The 14,854-nt window shown below is 64.3% G+C and carries 16 protein-coding genes; 4 read left to right on the forward strand and 12 right to left on the reverse strand.

What is annotated here, in order from left to right; all coding sequences use genetic code 11:
- Positions 1 to 168: 168 nt before the first annotated feature.
- From BLT98_RS05615 to BLT98_RS05655, 9 genes are all read right to left on the reverse strand, one after another.
- Positions 169 to 1,551 carry a multicopper oxidase family protein gene (locus tag BLT98_RS05615; protein WP_092605837.1) on the reverse strand — a complete coding sequence of 461 codons (1,383 nt, stop codon included), beginning with the start codon at positions 1,549 to 1,551 and terminating at the stop codon, positions 169 to 171.
- Between the two features lie 2 nt (positions 1,552 to 1,553).
- Positions 1,554 to 2,912, reverse strand: a complete 1,359-nt coding sequence (locus BLT98_RS05620; protein WP_244517395.1) for a TolC family protein — start codon at positions 2,910 to 2,912, stop codon at positions 1,554 to 1,556.
- A 1-nt stretch (position 2,913) separates the two neighbouring features.
- Complete coding sequence (locus BLT98_RS05625; protein ID WP_092605839.1) at positions 2,914 to 3,255, reverse strand: hypothetical protein; 342 nt, start codon at positions 3,253 to 3,255, stop codon at positions 2,914 to 2,916.
- Between the two features lie 120 nt (positions 3,256 to 3,375).
- On the reverse strand, positions 3,376 to 3,801 hold the full coding sequence (locus BLT98_RS05630; RefSeq protein ID WP_092605841.1) for a hypothetical protein: 426 nt from the start codon (positions 3,799 to 3,801) through the stop codon (positions 3,376 to 3,378).
- A 41-nt stretch (positions 3,802 to 3,842) separates the two neighbouring features.
- A complete protein-coding gene (locus tag BLT98_RS05635) occupies positions 3,843 to 4,379 on the reverse strand; it encodes a hypothetical protein (RefSeq protein ID WP_139144549.1) in 537 nt (178 codons plus the stop codon).
- Positions 4,380 to 4,514: 135 nt separating this feature from the next.
- Positions 4,515 to 6,065 carry a sensor domain-containing diguanylate cyclase gene (locus BLT98_RS05640; protein WP_244517396.1) on the reverse strand — a complete coding sequence of 517 codons (1,551 nt, stop codon included), beginning with the start codon at positions 6,063 to 6,065 and terminating at the stop codon, positions 4,515 to 4,517.
- Positions 6,066 to 6,232: 167 nt separating this feature from the next.
- Positions 6,233 to 6,790 carry an NADPH-dependent FMN reductase gene (locus BLT98_RS05645; RefSeq protein ID WP_092605845.1) on the reverse strand — a complete coding sequence of 186 codons (558 nt, stop codon included), beginning with the start codon at positions 6,788 to 6,790 and terminating at the stop codon, positions 6,233 to 6,235.
- A gap of 88 nt (positions 6,791 to 6,878) precedes the next feature.
- Positions 6,879 to 7,997, reverse strand: a complete 1,119-nt coding sequence (alr, locus tag BLT98_RS05650) for an alanine racemase (protein WP_244517397.1) — start codon at positions 7,995 to 7,997, stop codon at positions 6,879 to 6,881.
- Positions 7,998 to 8,010: 13 nt separating this feature from the next.
- Positions 8,011 to 9,300: a D-amino acid dehydrogenase gene (locus tag BLT98_RS05655; protein ID WP_034783073.1), complete on the reverse strand. Its 1,290-nt coding sequence runs from the start codon at positions 9,298 to 9,300 to the stop codon at positions 8,011 to 8,013.
- Between the two features lie 105 nt (positions 9,301 to 9,405).
- On the opposite strand from BLT98_RS05655, the gene BLT98_RS05660 reads away from it, so the two are divergent.
- The 3 genes from BLT98_RS05660 (at position 9,406) to BLT98_RS05670 (ending at position 11,070) form a co-directional block, all read left to right on the forward strand.
- Complete coding sequence (locus tag BLT98_RS05660; RefSeq protein ID WP_070222192.1) at positions 9,406 to 9,906, forward strand: Lrp/AsnC ligand binding domain-containing protein; 501 nt, start codon at positions 9,406 to 9,408, stop codon at positions 9,904 to 9,906.
- A 148-nt stretch (positions 9,907 to 10,054) separates the two neighbouring features.
- The gene (locus tag BLT98_RS05665; RefSeq protein ID WP_092605849.1) at positions 10,055 to 10,402 is read left to right on the forward strand and encodes a hypothetical protein; all 348 of its coding nucleotides are present in this window, start codon (positions 10,055 to 10,057) and stop codon (positions 10,400 to 10,402) included.
- A gap of 101 nt (positions 10,403 to 10,503) precedes the next feature.
- Positions 10,504 to 11,070 (forward strand): carboxymuconolactone decarboxylase family protein, encoded by a 567-nt coding sequence (locus BLT98_RS05670; RefSeq protein WP_092605851.1) that lies wholly within the window; start codon positions 10,504 to 10,506, stop codon positions 11,068 to 11,070.
- A gap of 31 nt (positions 11,071 to 11,101) precedes the next feature.
- On the opposite strand, the gene BLT98_RS05675 is transcribed toward BLT98_RS05670, so the two are convergent.
- The gene (locus tag BLT98_RS05675) at positions 11,102 to 12,040 is read right to left on the reverse strand and encodes a DMT family transporter (RefSeq protein WP_092605853.1); all 939 of its coding nucleotides are present in this window, start codon (positions 12,038 to 12,040) and stop codon (positions 11,102 to 11,104) included.
- 58 nt (positions 12,041 to 12,098) lie between these two features.
- Positions 12,099 to 12,863 (reverse strand): AraC family transcriptional regulator, encoded by a 765-nt coding sequence (locus BLT98_RS05680; protein ID WP_092605855.1) that lies wholly within the window; start codon positions 12,861 to 12,863, stop codon positions 12,099 to 12,101.
- A gap of 125 nt (positions 12,864 to 12,988) precedes the next feature.
- Between BLT98_RS05680 and BLT98_RS05685 the strand changes: the two genes are divergently transcribed.
- Positions 12,989 to 13,849 carry a tetratricopeptide repeat protein gene (locus BLT98_RS05685; protein ID WP_092605857.1) on the forward strand — a complete coding sequence of 287 codons (861 nt, stop codon included), beginning with the start codon at positions 12,989 to 12,991 and terminating at the stop codon, positions 13,847 to 13,849.
- Here BLT98_RS05685 and BLT98_RS05690 read toward each other — a convergent pair.
- Positions 13,826 to 14,824, reverse strand: a complete 999-nt coding sequence (locus BLT98_RS05690) for a GlxA family transcriptional regulator (RefSeq protein WP_170846298.1) — start codon at positions 14,822 to 14,824, stop codon at positions 13,826 to 13,828. The two genes, BLT98_RS05685 and BLT98_RS05690, sit on opposite strands and share 24 nt — an antisense overlap.
- Positions 14,825 to 14,854: the final 30 nt, after the last annotated feature.

Genomic DNA, 14,854 nt, shown 5'->3' on the forward strand with positions numbered 1-14,854 from the left:
ACTGGCCGATACTCGATGTAACTGGAGCGTACTGGCTTGAATATAAAGAAAAAACACGGAAAAAAATGCTCGGATTGTCACCAAACAACAATTCATTGATTTATAGCAACACACGAAACGGCTTGCCATGCTAGGCAAGCCGTTCGGGACGGTACCTGATTGCCCGCGTTAATGGCCCGAGTGGGTGCCAGGTTTACGCACCGTCATCTCGACGCCGCCTTTCACCACTTGCTTGCCCGCACCCTGGCCGCGCACGGGTTCCGGCAAGGCGCCCGTCCATTCATAGGCCACGCTGCCGGCCGGGTGCTTGTACCAGCCCGGGTCGCGGTAGTCGCCCGGTTTCTGGTCCTTGCGCACCTTGACTGTGGTAAACATGCCGCCCATGCCGATGGCGCCGAAGGGGCCGTCGCCCGCCATCATCGGCAAGGTATTGTCGGGGATCGGCATCTGCATCTCGCCCATGTCGGCCATGCCCCGCTCGCCCATCACCATGTAGCCGGGCACGAGCTGGTTGATCTTTGCGGCCACGCCCTGGTGGTCGACGCCGATCATGGTGGGCACGTCATGCCCCATGGCATTCATCGTGTGGTGCGACTTGTGGCAGTGGAAAGCCCAGTCGCCCAGGTCCGTGGCCGTGAATTCCACGGCGCGCATCTGGCCCACCGCCACGTCCGTCGTCACCTCGGGCCAGCGCGACTCGGGGCGCGTCCAGCCGCCATCCGTGCCCGTCACCTCGAATTCATGGCCATGCATGTGGATCGGGTGGTTCGTCATGGTCAGATTGCCCACGCGCACGCGCACCTTGTCGCCCTGGCGCACGACCATGGGGTCGATGCCGGGGAAGACGCGGCTGTTAAAGGTGAATAAATTAAAATCCGTCATGGTCATGATCTTCGGCGTGTAGCTGCCCGGATCGATGTCGTAGTTGCTGAGCAAGAAGACGAAATCGCGGTCCACCTTCATGAAGTTCGGGTCTTTCGGGTGCGTCACCCAGAAACCCATCATGCCCATGGCCATCTGCGTCATTTCATCGGCATGCGGGTGGTACATGAAGGTGCCGGGCCGCTTGGCGACGAATTCATAGACGAAGGTCTTGCCCGGGGCGATGCCGGGCTGGGTCAGGCCCGTGACGCCATCCATGCCGTTGGGCAAGCGCTGGCCATGCCAGTGCACACTGGTGTGCTCCGGCAATTTATTGGTGACAAAGATACGCACCCGGTCGCCCTCCACCACTTCGATGGTGGGCCCTGGCGACTGGCCGTTGTAGCCCCATAGATTCGCCATCATGCCGGGCGCCAGTTCGCGCACGACGGGTTCGGCCACCAGATGGAATTCCTTGACGTTGTTGTTCATGCGCCAGGGCAAGGACCAGCCATTCAGGGTGACGACGGGGTTGTACGGACGCCCGTTTGGCGGCGGTGGCGGCGCCTTGGTGTCGGCGCCAGCCATGCTGACGGCTTCCGGCAACGATGCCGCACCGACTCTGCTGACAGCGGCGGCACTCAGGGCGACAGCGCCCGCGTTCATGAAAAAGTTTCTACGTGTAATCATCATTATTCCTTGTTGGCTGGGCCGCTGCCATTGATGGCGCCTTGCAGTTCGGTTTGCGCAATCCAGAAATCGCGCTGGGTCTCGATGGCACTGTTGACGCTGGCAACCTGTTCGCGCGCATCGGCCAGCAGTTCGAACACGCTGGCCAGCATGCCGTTGTAACGCAGCAATACTTCATGCGAGATCGTCTTGCGCAGCGGCACAACTTCATCGCGGTAGTGGCGCGCCAGGTCATAGGCTGTGCGGTAGCTCGAATAAGCCTCGCGCACTTCCGAGCGGGCCCGTACGGCCGTGCCTGCCGTGCGCTGCAGCGACTGCTCGTACAACGCTTGTGCCTTGGCATTGCGCGCCGAGCCCCAGTCGAACAGGGGCAGTTCCAGCGAAACTTCATAGCCATTTTCGCGCGGCGCCTCGCTGCTGCTCTTGTTGGTATAGCCCACGTCGAGCACGTTGACGAATCCCGTCACCTTGGCCAGGCCCAGCGCGTCGGCCGTCGCATGCGCGTCGAGTTTGCTCATCTGCACGTCGAGCCGCTGCTCCATCGCCTGCGCCTCGATATTGCCCGCGTCAACGGCCTGGGCCGGCAAATCGGGCAAGCGCGACGGCAAGGTGAAGGCCGTTTGCTTGCCCCACAGGCCCAGCAAGCGCGTCAGGTGCTCGCGCGTGGCCGTGGCCTGGTGGCGCGCGCGGGCCAGGTCGCCGACGGCGTCCGCATAAAACACTTGCTGGCGCGCCTGGTCGAGGCGGCTCCAGTTGCCCGCCTGCTGCAAGCGCGTGGCCAGTTCGGCGCCCGCCTCGGCCGACAGCAGCGCCCGCTGCATGAAAGCTTCCGTCTGCACGGCGGCCACGGCAGTAAAATACGCGCGGCGCGTGTCCGACGCCAGTTGCACGGCGCTATTGGCGGCCTGCAGCTTGGCTTGCTCGAAACGGCCCTTCTCGATGTTGACGCGCATCGGCATGGTCAGCAGGCCGGCCAGGTCGAAGCTGACGCCGCGGTCGATTTCATTGCCGTGACTGCCATGCGAGCGGCCGAACGACAGGCCGGGATTGCGCAAGCGCCCCGCCTGCACCAGATCCGCTTCGGACGCGCCCAGTTCGGCCAGCGCCACCTTCATGCCGTGGTTGTTCATCAGGGCGATGCGCACGGCGCTGTCGGCATCCAGAGGCTGGGCCAGCAGGGCAGCCAATTTTTCCTCGCCGCCCTTGTCGGCCAGCGCTGCGGGAGCGCCCGTGCGGGCGTCGGTCAGCGCGGACACCGCCTGCATGCCGCCATCCTGGCTGAAGCTGGCGCAGCCGCTCAGCAGCAGGACGGCCGCCAGCGCCAGCGGCGTCAGGCAAGTTGATTTTGTGAAGCGGGCCATGTCAGTGTCCTTCATGCTGGTGTTGCGGGGCGGGCTGGGCATCCGGCTTGGGACCCGGCTTATCCATCGGCATGTTGTGCCCCTCCATCTTGTGGCCATCCATCTTGTGGCCGTCCATCTTCATCATGCCCATGTGGCCGCCGGCCTTGCCGACTTTCTCGTTGACGGCGCGCCAGGCCTGGTCGGGCGTGGCGTCGTCCTCGGCGGCGGGATGGTAGCCGAGGAAGGCGGAGCGGTAAGTGGTGGCCGGCACGGATGCCTGCGCCTCTTGCGGGGCGGACGGGGATTGCGCTGCGGCGGCCAGCGGCAGTACAGCCAGCGCAAGGCTGAACAGGTGTTTCATGGTATTCCTTGAATGACAGGGTGTGGCGCGGCGGGCGCGCGACTGGAACGCTGGCGCAGCCGGTGCAAGGCTCAAGATGCTGGGACGTGCGACGGCGGCACCGCCAGGTTCAACGGGCGGTCAGGCGGAGCGCGTGCTTCTCGGGGGACGTTCGGGACCAGGCGGGATATGCCCGGCGAACAGGGAATCGGGCGCCAGCGCGGGAGGCGGCGCGCGCAGGGTCAAGGCGTGCAAGGCAGGCATGCCGGGCGGCGCCGTGGCGCCCACCGTACACGCACCATGGTTGCTGCAATCGTGGCCGTGGTGCGTGGCGCCGCCATCGTCCATGGCCATTTTCATCGGCTGGTCCTGCATGTGCATGCCGGCCATGTCGCCCATGTCATGGCACTGGGGTGCCTGCATGGCCTCGACGGCAACCGTGACAGCGACCGCCAGCTCGTCCACGCAGCAGCTGCGCATGGCCGACGCAAAGCCCTGCATGGGCAGCGTGACGGCCAGCAGCCAGAGCAGCGAGCGGGCGAGAAAGCGGAAAAAGGCACGGTTCATGGCGCCACTATAAACCTTCCCACATAAGGAAGGTCAAGCCCCTATTTGCGCCGGTAGCCGTGCGTCAGCCAGATGACATAGATGCCGTAGTAGCCCTGCCCTTCGAAGATGGCCTGGCCATCGGCAAAAGACACTTTTTGCACTTCATTGACGGTGAAATACGCGCGGGCATCTGCCGCCTCGACATCGCCCCAGTAGCGTGCGCGCAGGGGCCGGTAGCCGCTGGCGCGCCCGATCGCGTCCATCAAATCGCTGATCATGAAGTCGTACAGCATTTCGGCCAGCAGCGGCCGGTGGCCCGCCAGCATGGCCGTGATGTCGGGATAGCCGGCCTGCATCAGCTCGGGCAAGTCGCTTTCCTCGTCCTGCAGGTCGTCTTCGCGGCAAGTCTGGATAAAACTGTTGAACGGCTCGTCAAGCAGGCCCGCCAGCGCCGTTTCCGGCACGCTCAGGCGAAATGGGTGCAGCGGCAGCACGCTGTGCTGGCCATAGTTGAGTCCGCGGCATCCGAGGAAGGCCAGCGGGTGTGGCCGCCCATTGACGTCGCAGCGGATACCAAGTTCTTGCTCAAACGTCATCAACATCCAACCCTGCCATGTCCGTTATCCTCGTTGTACTTCATCAGGGCTATATGGTAAGCGCTGGCAGGCAAACGAAACAGGCTCAGATGCAACAGAAAACAGCGTATCAGTTCATGCCGCACGGCCCGCCTGTCAGGCGGGCTCCGTGATGCCCACGCAATTGCGCCCATTTTCCTTGGCCACGTACAGGGCCGCATCGGCGGCGCGCAGCACGGCGTCCGTATTGCCCGCCTCCTGTTCCGACGATACGACGCCCAGCGATACCGTGACAAAGCCCGCGCCGGGAATCACGGCGGCGGCTACCTTGGCGCGCAGGCGCTCGGCCACCTGCATGGCCACGTCGAGGTCGGCATCGGGCAGCAGCATGATGAATTCATCGCCGCCATTGCGGCACAGCACGTCGGCATCGCGCGAACAGGCGCGCATCAGCTGCGCCAGGCGCAGGATGACTTCGTCGCCCACGGCATGGCCCCACTGGTCGTTGACTTGCTTGAAATGGTCGATATCGATGGCGATGACGGAAAACGGCCGCGCCTGTGCCTGCCACGCATCCAGCGCCGCCGCCATGCCGCGCCGGTTCGACAGCCCCGTCAGCGGGTCCGTCTGCACGTCGGTCTTCAACTTGCCGATCTTGTTCTGCAACAGCGCCAGGCCCTTCAGCAGGGCTTTCTTGATTTGCGCCGCCTCCACATACCAGGAGCGGATGGCGGCGATGTGCTCGGCAGTGCCGGGCGCATCCATGCGCCGCGCGCCCTCGGCCAGCTGCACCAGGGGCCGCGAAATCAGGCTGGCCAGCCACCAGATGAATGGCAGGCTCAGCAAGGCAATCGGCAGGGAATGCCATACCGTGTTGGCCATCAGCTGGTTCAGCGGGGCCAGGGTCATGGCCGTGGGGCGCTGCGCCACGATGCCCCAGCCCGTCGACGGCATGATGGCGTAGCCCGCCAGCATGTCCACGCCCAGGCTGTTGTGCATGCGCCGGTTGCCGCCGCCCTGCTGCGCGATGATGGCGTCGATGACTTCATTGCTGCCGGCCACGTCGCCCAGGCGCTCGGGGTCCGGGTGGTACAGCAGGCGCCGGCTCTGGTCGACCACGTACAGGTAGGAACCGTCGCGGTAGTAATGCTGGCCCAGCATGGTGTACAGGATGTTTTTCTGTTTCAGGTAGATGCTGCCGCCCACATAACCGAGGTAGCGGCCATCCTTGCCCAGGATGGGGTGCGAAACGAAGACCACCAGATTGCCGGCCGAGGAGACGTACGGCTGCGTCACCAGCGGGCGCCGTTCGCGCAGCGCCTGCACGGCACCGGCCGAATCGAGCGTGCGGTTCTTCAAGGCCAGCGTTTCCGGCGACACGCCCAGCACCTTGCCCTGGGCATCGACGATGAGCACGGAATTGAAGCTGTTCGTTTGCAGGCGCAGGCGCTGCGCCTCGTCCGTCAGCCAGTGCTCGTCGCCCATGCGCGATGGCAGGCTGCCGGCGCTGTAGGCCAGTTGCTGGCGCGCCGACTGCAGGAAATCCTCGGCCGTGCTGGCCAGTTTGCTCGCGTAGGCGTGGTTCGCTTCCAGCGTGGTATCGATCAGCAACTGGCGCTGCACGCTGTAGCTGGCATAGAAGGTATTGGCCAGGGACACCAGGGCGCTGGCGAAGGCCACGAGCACGATCAAACGGCGCAAATTCATGCGCAGAACAGGTTTAGTCCACATGGGGTCGGCAAAAAAATGGAAAGTATTGCGCTAAAGAAAGGGCGCATTATACCGAGACACCCGTGCCAATATTGAAATGTTGGCATCCATGGTCAAAGAATGTGTACAAGCGGCAACGCAGAGCGCTGCCGCCTTGATATGCGTCAAGCGTGGATGGCGTGCTTGCGGACCCAGTCCGTGTAGCGCTGCATCCAGCCCTGGAAGAAACCGAGGCTGGCCGCGCCGATGCCGCCATGCTCGTCGAACAGGCCTTCCTTGGCCTGGATGAACATTTCCGGTTGTCCCAGCAGCGGCACGTCCAGGTAAGCGAGTACATTGCGCAAATGCTGCTGCGCCAGCGCCGTGCCCGTGGCGCCCACGGAAACGCCGAGCACTGCGCCCGGCTTGCCGCCCCACACGCTCTGGCCATACGGACGCGAGCCGTGGTCGAGAGCGTTTTTCAGCACGCCGGGGATCGAGCGGTTGTATTCGGGGGTGAGGAAGAGCAAAGCTTGCGAAGCAGAAATATCCGACTTCAGACGCAGCACCTGCTCGGACTGCGCGCCATCGTCATCCTGGTTGTACAGCGGCAAGTCGCCAATTTCAATGTGCTTGAAGGAAAATTCGGGCGGCGCCAGTTTGACGAGCGCATCAGCCAGTTTGCGGTTGAAGGAATCCTTGCGCAGGCTGCCGACGATGATAGCAACGTTATATTGACTCATATAAATCCCCGATGATGATTAAAAAGAAGCCCCGGAGTGGAGTTCACACCGGGGCTATCTTGCCACACAATCATCGGTTTTGCGCTGCTTAGCGTGCGCCGCCAGCCAAGCCTCGATACTCGCGGTAATAGCGTCCGCCCAGGTTGGTCAGCACCTCATAGCCGATGGTATTGGCCATGGCCGCCACCGCGTCGACCGGATGTTCGGCGCAGATCAGGTCGACCAGGCTGCCCGGCGCGACGCGGTCGCCGGCGATGGCACTCACGTCGAGCGTGATGGAATCCATCGAGATGGCACCGATCTGCGGCACTTTCACGCCGTCGACGATGGCCAGGCCCTGGTTGCTCATGCTGCGCAGCCAGCCATCGGCGTAGCCGACGGAAACTGTCGCCACCTGGCGCGGCTCGCTGGCCGTGTAGCGGCGGCTGTAGCCCACGTGGTCGCCGGCGGCAATCGTGCGCGTTTGCATGACCTTGCCTTGCAGGCGCACCACGGAGCGCAGGGGATTGGGTTCGCCGCCCTGCGGCCCGATGCCATACAGGGCAGCCCCCGGGCGCACCAGGTCAAAGTGGAAATCGGGTGATAAAAAGATGCCCGAGGAATTGGCCAGGCTGGCGCGGTACTGCGGCAGACGGGCGCGGATGGCGGTGAAACGGGCCAGCTGCTCGCCATTCATGGGGTTGCTGCGCTCGTCGGCGCAAGCCAGGTGGCTCATGATGTAGCGCACCTTGATGCCGTCGAGAAAATGCGGGTCCAGCAGCCAGGCGTCGATTTCCTGCGGCGACAGGCCCATGCGTGACATGCCCGTGTCGACCTGCACGATGGCGTCCAGTGTGGTGCCCAGCGCCTTCGCATGCGCGCGCCAGCCGGCCACCTGGGGCTCGCTGTTGAGCACTGGCGTCAAGCCATGGGCCGTGAATTCGCCTTCCGTGCCGACGGGCGGGCCGTGCAGCACGAAGATGGCGGCATCCGGCGCCACGTGCGGGCGCAGGCTGATCCCCTCTTCCAGGTGGGCCACGAAGAAATGGCGGCAACCTTCTTCATACAGGGCCGCGCCCACTTGCGCGGCGCCGAGGCCATACGCGTCGGACTTCACGACGGCCGAGCAGGCGGCAGGATGCGCCTTGTCGCGCAACAAGCGGTAGTTGGCGCGCACGGCGTCGAGGTCCACCGTCAGGATGGCGCCGCTACGCTCTTTCGGAGGCATGCTGGCCCCCATCTCAGGCCACCGCGTGTTGCAGTTTGCCATTGCCCTGTGCGCCGCTGTAGCGGCTGACGGACAGGTCGTCGGCCAGGATGGCCGGCTTTTTCGACGACATCAGGTCGGCCAGCAATTGCGCCGAACCGCAGGACATGGTCCAGCCCAGGGTGCCGTGGCCCGTATTGAGGAACAGGTTGCGCAGCGGCGTGCGGCCGACGATCGGCGTGCCGTCCGGCGTCATCGGGCGCAAGCCCGTCCAGAACGTGGCCTCGGCCGTGTTGCCGCCGCCGGGGAACAGGTCGTTGACGACCATTTCCAGGGTTTCGCGGCGGCGCGGGTTCAGGTTCAGGTTGTAGCCGGCGATTTCCGCCATGCCGCCCACGCGGATGCGGTCGTCGAAACGCGTCACGGCGATCTTGTACGTTTCATCGAGGATGGTCGACACGGGCGCCTTGGCCGCGTTAACGATAGGCACGGTGATCGAATAGCCCTTCAGCGGATACACGGGGATGTCGAGCAGCGGCTTCATGAAGCCCGTCGAATAGGAACCGAGCGCCACGACATAGGAGTCGGCCTTGACGATTTCCGCGCCACATTGCACGCCAGCGATTTCATCGCCCTGCGTCAGCAATGCATCAATGGCGACGCCATAGCGGAACTTCACGCCCAGCGCCACGGCCATTTCGGACAGGCGCGTGGTAAACAGCTGGCAATCGCCCGTTTCATCGTTGGGCAGGCGCAAGCCGCCGAACAGTTTATCCTTGACCGCTTCGAGGGCCGGTTCGGCGCGCGACAGCTCGTTGCGCTGCAGCACTTCATACGGCACGCCCGCGTCTTTCAGCACTTCGATATCCTTGGCGGCGTCGTTGTATTGCTTTTCGGTGCGGAACAATTGCATCGTGCCTTGCTGGCGGCCTTCATACGTGATGCCGGCCTCGGCGCGCAGCACCTTGAAGCAATCGCGGCTGTATTCGGCCAGGCGCACCATGCGTTCCTTGTTCACCGCATACGCTTCCGGTGTGCAATTACGCAACATTTGCCACATCCACTTGAGCTGGGCGGCGCTGCCGTCGAGCGAGATGGCCAGCGGTGCGTGGCGCTGCATCATCCACTTCACGGCTTTCAGGGGAATGCCGGGCGCAGCCCATGGCGAAGCGTAGCCGGGCGAGATTTGCCCCGCATTCGCGAAGCTGGTTTCCAGTGCCGGGCCCGGCTGGCGGTCGATGACGGTCACCTCATGTCCTGCCTTGGCCAGATAGTAAGCACTGGTGACGCCGATGACGCCGCTACCCAGAATCACGATACGCATAGTTTCCTCATTATATTTTTTAGGCTGACGCCAGATTAACCGCTATCATATTGGGAAAGAGCCAGTATTTGTTCACGTATAAATCGAGATATTCAGCAATAAATCATGAGAATCCTTAAAGAATCGGCACGTGGCCTCGACAAGCTGGATCGCCACATCCTGCGCATCCTGCAACAGGATGGCCGTATCTCGATGAAAGACCTGGGCGAACAGGTGGGACTGTCCATCACGCCCTGCATCGAGCGGGTCAAGCGCATGGAGCGCGACGGCGTCATCACGGGCTACCATGCCAAGGTGAACCCGGCCGCGCTGGGCGCCAAGCTGCTCGTCTTTGTGGAGATTACGCTGAATCAAAAATCCGCGTCCGCCTTCGAGCAATTCCGCCGCGAAGTGCTGCAGATTCCCGAGGTGCAGGAATGCCACCTGGTGTCGGGCGACTTCGATTACCTGATCAAGGCGCGCATCCATGAAATGGCCGAGTACCGCAAGCTGCTGGGCGACATGCTGCTGCAGCTGCCCGGCGCCGCGCAATCGAAAAGCTATGTGGTGATGGAAGAAATCAAGGAAACCCTGGCGCTGTCGACCGACGTGCTGCAAAATCGGTGAAGGTACCGCCTGCCGGTACCGACAGCATCAAATTTTGCACCTTTGTATAATCTTGTAGCACATTCGCGGCGACACAAGCACACTCCTGTCCTGACATCACGCCCGTCCCCTCTGAGATTGGAAGCAGTGATGCACACTGGGAGTCCGTATGAACACATTGATAAAACTGGCAGCTTCCTGCCTCGCGGGCCTGGCCGTGGCCATGTGCACCGCCAGTGAATACAAGGTCAACCGCGCGCCGGACAATGGCGCCATCTATCAAAACATCAAGGTGGGCAAGACCACCCGCCTCGACCTCGACGCTGCCCTGGGCAACGCCACCGTCGTCAGCTTCGATCCCGGCTATGAGGTCTGGGTCTACAAGAACCAGCTGCAAGCGCCCAAGATGACGCGCCTGATCCCCCTGCTGGGCGAAAAAGGCACGCGCGAGGTGGCCGTCATGTTCGACCAGGCGGGCATCGTGAGGAAATTCCGGATACACGAGCCGCGCAGGTAGGCGCCAGCCGCGCCAGCGTGCGCCAGCGAACGGCCGCCGCCAGCCAGACGGCTATACTGGTTGCTGGCTCCCGCCGCCCACCACCCCTGCAAGGAGTTTGCATGCGCCTGCCCCTGATCGCTCCGCAAGACCTGACGCCCGAACAAAAGCCGCTGTATGACGATATGCGCAAAGGCATCAGCAGCAATTTCAACGATTTCATCGCCGTGCGCGAAGACGGCGCCCTGATGGGGCCGTGGAATCCATGGCTGCACGAACCGGCCATCGGCAAGGCCATCTGGAACCTGACCCTGGCCATGACGGCCAATGCCACCTTGCCCGACAAGGTGCGCCAGATTGCCATCCTGGTGGTCGGTGCGCGCTACAACGCCGCCTATGAAATCTATGCCCACATCGCCGTCGCCGAGCGCGAAGGCATGCCGCCCGAGCGCCTCGCCACGCTGGTGGCCGACGTCAAGCCGGTCGACCTGGACAAGCACGAAAGCGTGGCCTACGACCTGGCCTACGCGCTCAGCGGCGGCGGCACGCTGCCGGAACCGCTTTACCGGCTGGCGCTGGCCACCTTCGGCCAGCATGGCACCAACGAGCTGATCTACCTGGTGGGCCTGTACGCGCTGGTCTCGACGACGCTGAACGGTTTCAACGTGCCGGTGCCGGAACGCGACTGAAAGGCATTGCCCGCAGCATGCGCGATGCCGGTCAGGCAGGCGCCGCATTGGCTGCCCGCGGCGGCCGGTGCGGCGCGGCGCACGCCGCTACGCCTGCCAGCAACAGCATGGCGGCCGCAGCCTCGGCCAGCGTAGGCCAGCGCTGCTCCCAGCAGTAGCCGTACAGCATGGAAAACAGGAATTCAAAGACGATCATCTGTCCCATCAAGGTCAGCGGCAGGACGCGGCTGGCATGGTTCCACAAGCCATTACCGACGACGGAACACAGCAGCGCGACACCCGTGACGACGCCGGCAAACTGCAGCCACGCCGTGGCGCCATGCTGGGCCGGTGCGGCAAGCGCAACGGGAATGGCCAGCAGCAGCGCGGCGGCGCCCGTGACCACGCCCGTCAGCAGATTCCATTCCTGCGCCGAGACCGAGCGCAGCCGCCCCAGCCAGCGGCTGTTGCCAACCGCATACACCGTCCACGACAGCAGCGCCGCCAGCGCACATAACAATCCCAGCAGGGACGATTGGCCCGGATGCGCCAGCGACTGCCAGCTGATGCAGGCCAGCCCGCCCGCGCTCAGCACCAGCGAAGGAATCAGGCGCCGCAGGGGCACGGCATGCCGGTCGCGGCTGCCCACGAGCGTGACGACCAGCGGCAGCAAGCCGATCACCATCGACGTCATGGCCACGCCGCCCATCTGCACGGCGCTGGCCAGCAGCACGTAATACACGATATTGCCTGTCAGGCTGAGCCAGATCAGGCCGCGCCATTCGCGCCAGCCCAGGCTGCGCAGCAGGCGCCGCCACGACGGCGCGACCAGCACGGCCGCGATCAGGCCATACGCGAGGTAGCGGCCCACGGACAGTTCCAGCGGCTGGAAGGCAGGGATCAGCGCCGGTGCAAGGAACACCAGCCCCCACAGTGCGCCCGCGGTGATGCCAGCCAGCATGCCCAGCCGGCTCTTGTTTTCTTGATGCATGATCAATCTCCTGAAACGGAGATTGTGGCAAGTCTGCCGCGACCATTCTTGGCGCCAGCTACTGCCTTGTTGACCGTTTCTCGCGACATGCGCGCCGGTAGGCCGCTGGCGTAATATCCATGCTGTCGCGCATGGCGCGCGTCCATGCGCTCTGCTCGGAAAAGCCGGCTGCCAGCGCGATTTCGGCAAGGCTGGCATCGCTGGCGGCAAGCAAGTCGCAAGCGCGCCCTATGCGCTGCTGCAACAGCCAGGCATGCGGGCTGGTATCCATTTCCTCGCGGAACAGTGCGTGCAGACGACTGACGCTCAGGCTGGCAAAGCGCGCCATCGATGCCGTCGACCACGGCAAGCCCGGCTCGGCTTGCACACGGGCAATCAACGCACCCAGGCGCGAGCGCGCTTGCGGCTCGCCCAGCAGCAGGGTATCGAGCAGCAGCGGCGTCCAGCCCGTGACGATGGCCGGCGTCAGCGCCTGCTGCTGCGCCATGACGCCCAGGTAGTCAATCAGCTTGCGGGCGCCCAGCCCGATCGCCGTGTACGGACGCTCCAGCAGGCGCTGCCAGCTGCCGCTGGCCACGGCGGCCGCATCCACGTCGACGATGATGGAATGGTTGGCCACCTTGCTATGCTGGGCATGCCACGTGTGCGCCGGGATCACCACGCCCTGCTGCGTATCGACTTTCCCCTCCCTGCCGTCGATTTCCAGCAACAACTGGCCGTGCACGGGCAACACCAATTGCACGAAATCATGCCGGTTCGGCGCACCGATTTCCGCATAGCTTCGGAAGCTGAGATCGATGGCAGAGTGGGGTGTGCTGGACATGGCGAGGCCGCCTGGGCGAAGAATCCCCCATTTTATCAGTTCGCGCATGGCTTGCCGGCGCTGCGATACGCGCGCCCGGCGCCGCCCGCTTGCCCTACACTGGCGTTTTATCCTTCTCTACTTCCATGCAACGACCCGCAAACCTCGCCCACATTTCGGCGCAACAAGACTGGCAACACACAACAGCGTATCCGCCCCTCGGCTTCACCCCCTTTTCCGAAGGCGCCCTGGGCAATGGCGACACCTTCGGCCTGTACTGGCCCATCGGCCGCGAAGCGGCGGAACCGATCGTCGTCGAGACGTGGCACGACGAGTGGCGCATCCAGCCGCACTTTTCCAGCCTGACGACGTTCTTGCAAGCCTGCGCGGCAGCGGAGGACGAATATGTCGGCGCGCCATCGCTGGCCGACGACCCAGCTTCGCCGCGCGCCGCCTATCTGGAGGCCAAGGAATTGATTGCGCAGCGCAACCCGGATGCGGCCATCGCGCTGCTGGAAGCGGCGCTCGCCATCGTGCCCGAATATACGGATGCGCTGGTGCTGCTGCACGGCCAGTATGTGCGCGCGGGAAGAATCGATGAAGCCGTCAAGGTGGCCATCCAGGCGATCATTTCGCCGCCGTCATTTGGCGGCCCGCCATTCAAGGCCTTGCAATGGCTGCGCACGCAGGCGGTGCCGGAGGGGGAACTTGACCCCATCTGGCGCGCCTGCGGCCAGCTGTCGTTCAACTTTGGCGGCAGCAAGGAAAATGGGGATTATCCCGTGCTGCTGGCCGCCATCGCCACCTACCTGGAGCAAGGCAACCATGTTGGCGCCTCGACCCTGATGCAGACCTATGCCGAGCTGATGAGCGCGGAAACCGTCTCCTTCCAGGAGCGCTACGCCTTCGAGCCGGCCGCCTTCCTTGCGCGGCAAATCGCCGTCAGCGCGAAGCTGCCGCAGGGCAGCCGCGACCCGGCGGCGCTATGGTCGTCCGGCAGGAATTAGCTGCTGCCGGAACAGCTTGCGATACGCCGATGGCGACGTCTGCAAGCTGGCCCGGAAATGCTGGCGCAGCGACAGGGCCGTGCCGAAGCCGGCCTCTTGCGCCACAATATCGATCGATGCCGCGCTTTTCTCCAGCAAGCCTTGCGCATGCGCCAGGCGCTGATTCAGCAGCCACTGCTTGAACGAGGTGCCCATGGCCTGGCGGAAGTGACGCGTAAAGTTGCGCCGGCTCATGGCGGCCTGGTCGGCCAGCGCATCGATGCTGTGCGCCTTCCCCAAGTTGGCTGTCACGCTGGCCAACACCTCGGCAAAACGCCCTTCGCTGCCGGACACGGGCAGCGGACGCGCGATGAATTGCGCCTGCCCGCCCTGGCGGTGCGGCGCCACCAGCAGCCGGCGCGCCACCCGGTTGGCCACCTCGGCGCCCGCCAGCTGGCGCAGCAGGTACAGGCAGCAATCGAGGCCGGCCGCCACGCCGGCCGACGTCAGCACGCCGCCATCATCCACATACAGCACTTCCCGGTCCACCCTGACCTTGGGATAACGGGCCGCCAGCCGGTCCGCCATGCCCCAGTGCGTGGCTGCGCTCTTGCCATCCAACAAGCCTGCCTGTGCCAGGGGAAACGCGCCCAGGCACAGGCCCACCATGCGCGCCCCGCGCCGGCTGGCCGCCTGCAGCGCCGCGACCAGGGGCGCCGCCGCAGCGCGGCAATCGTCGTGCCAGGCGGGCATGATGACAATATCGGCCCCCTCCAGTCCTTCCAGGCCGAACTCGGGCGTGATGCCGAAGCCGGCCGCCGTGCGCAAGGGCGCGGGATCGGCGGCGCACACGCGCACGTGGAAAGTCGGCAGATCGGCCTCGTCCGTCTGGGCGCCGAACACGAGGCAAGGCACGGATAGGTGAAACGGCGTCATGCCGTCAAAGGCGATCACGGCCACACTCAAGGGAGAGGCAGAAGCGGGAATAGGAGTCATGGCCCGATTTTATCGCAGATATGCCTTCGG

The sequence above is a fragment of the Janthinobacterium sp. YR213 genome, from assembly GCF_900099875.1.
In the GTDB taxonomy this organism is placed as follows: domain Bacteria; phylum Pseudomonadota; class Gammaproteobacteria; order Burkholderiales; family Burkholderiaceae_D; genus Janthinobacterium; species Janthinobacterium lividum.

What these genes read in the sequence shown, in the direction of transcription:
- BLT98_RS05620 (WP_244517395.1), bottom strand. Translation starts at nt 2,912, where the DNA reads ATGGCCCGCTTCACAAAATCAACTTGCCTGACGCCGCTGGCGCTGGCG.
- BLT98_RS05645 (WP_092605845.1), bottom strand. Translation starts at nt 6,790, where the DNA reads ATGAGTCAATATAACGTTGCTATCATCGTCGGCAGCCTGCGCAAGGAT.
- BLT98_RS05630 (WP_092605841.1), bottom strand. Translation starts at nt 3,801, where the DNA reads ATGAACCGTGCCTTTTTCCGCTTTCTCGCCCGCTCGCTGCTCTGGCTG.
- BLT98_RS05635 (WP_139144549.1), bottom strand. Translation starts at nt 4,379, where the DNA reads ATGACGTTTGAGCAAGAACTTGGTATCCGCTGCGACGTCAATGGGCGG.
- BLT98_RS05685 (WP_092605857.1), top strand. Translation starts at nt 12,989, where the DNA reads ATGCAACGACCCGCAAACCTCGCCCACATTTCGGCGCAACAAGACTGG.
- BLT98_RS05615 (WP_092605837.1), bottom strand. Translation starts at nt 1,551, where the DNA reads ATGATTACACGTAGAAACTTTTTCATGAACGCGGGCGCTGTCGCCCTG.
- BLT98_RS05690 (WP_170846298.1), bottom strand. Translation starts at nt 14,824, where the DNA reads ATGACTCCTATTCCCGCTTCTGCCTCTCCCTTGAGTGTGGCCGTGATC.
- BLT98_RS05680 (WP_092605855.1), bottom strand. Translation starts at nt 12,863, where the DNA reads ATGTCCAGCACACCCCACTCTGCCATCGATCTCAGCTTCCGAAGCTAT.
- BLT98_RS05660 (WP_070222192.1), top strand. Translation starts at nt 9,406, where the DNA reads ATGAGAATCCTTAAAGAATCGGCACGTGGCCTCGACAAGCTGGATCGC.
- alr (WP_244517397.1), bottom strand. Translation starts at nt 7,997, where the DNA reads ATGCCTCCGAAAGAGCGTAGCGGCGCCATCCTGACGGTGGACCTCGAC.
- BLT98_RS05655 (WP_034783073.1), bottom strand. Translation starts at nt 9,300, where the DNA reads ATGCGTATCGTGATTCTGGGTAGCGGCGTCATCGGCGTCACCAGTGCT.
- BLT98_RS05625 (WP_092605839.1), bottom strand. Translation starts at nt 3,255, where the DNA reads ATGAAACACCTGTTCAGCCTTGCGCTGGCTGTACTGCCGCTGGCCGCC.
- BLT98_RS05665 (WP_092605849.1), top strand. Translation starts at nt 10,055, where the DNA reads ATGAACACATTGATAAAACTGGCAGCTTCCTGCCTCGCGGGCCTGGCC.
- BLT98_RS05670 (WP_092605851.1), top strand. Translation starts at nt 10,504, where the DNA reads ATGCGCCTGCCCCTGATCGCTCCGCAAGACCTGACGCCCGAACAAAAG.
- BLT98_RS05640 (WP_244517396.1), bottom strand. Translation starts at nt 6,065, where the DNA reads ATGAATTTGCGCCGTTTGATCGTGCTCGTGGCCTTCGCCAGCGCCCTG.
- BLT98_RS05675 (WP_092605853.1), bottom strand. Translation starts at nt 12,040, where the DNA reads ATGCATCAAGAAAACAAGAGCCGGCTGGGCATGCTGGCTGGCATCACC.